Annotated in this window: 1 protein-coding gene; it reads right to left on the bottom strand. The window is 57.6% G+C overall.

The genetic code is table 11. From position 1 onward, the window contains the following. Positions 1–73 precede the first annotated feature (73 nt). Positions 74–731 (bottom strand): DUF4862 family protein (locus RF638_RS16050; RefSeq protein ID WP_368842466.1); only part of this gene is annotated, 658 nt, incomplete at its 5' end.

Genomic DNA, 731 nt, shown 5'->3' on the forward strand with positions numbered 1-731 from the left:
GCTTCCGCAACTTCGAGCACTACCGCCTCCGCATGCTCCTCATCACCGGTGGACTCGACGCCTCACCCCACACTCAACTCTGAAGAGCCGGTAAATGCGCATCGGCCCACGGGGCCCCGTAACCATTACTCTCTCGACCCGCACCGGAGAACATCAATCCCTCAAGAATTCCTTCCGATACCAATTGTCGGACATGTTCCAGCGGACGATCAGAATTTTGAGCTTCAACCGCAGATCGTCCCCAGTTAATTGTCACGCCCATCCCCAATGACGCGGCAACGGGAATTTCATCGCCCAGGGAAAGAAACCGCTTTTCACCTTTCATTGTTGGATCATAGGCGTCACAGTGTTCCAAAACCAGTCGAGTCGACCATTCGTAACTGTTGGGCTGCTCCGATAAGAGCATCTCAAGTGATCGCCCAAGTTGCGCTGGATCCGCTTTCATGGACGGAGCTGAATGGACGTGGATGACCTCCACTGACTCCTCACCCGTCAGCTGATTGAGTTCCTCGGCGCATTGCCGGGCCGCACGGGTGTAGTCCATTGCGGCGCGGCGCGCATTTTCGTCGGGAGATGCTAGGCCGAAAACACCACTGGCGCCTACCCTCTTCATGGTGCCGGGTATGAGCGTGATGACTGATCGGGTGAAGCGCCTTTTCAGGCTCTTCAGGATCCAGGGTGTAGTTGGGGTCGGCGCGTCGGTCGCCGGATAGGGGCCGAGGCCTCCCGAA

The organism is Kocuria sp. CPCC 205235 (genome assembly GCF_040980905.1).
In the GTDB taxonomy this organism is placed as follows: domain Bacteria; phylum Actinomycetota; class Actinomycetes; order Actinomycetales; family Micrococcaceae; genus Kocuria; species Kocuria carniphila.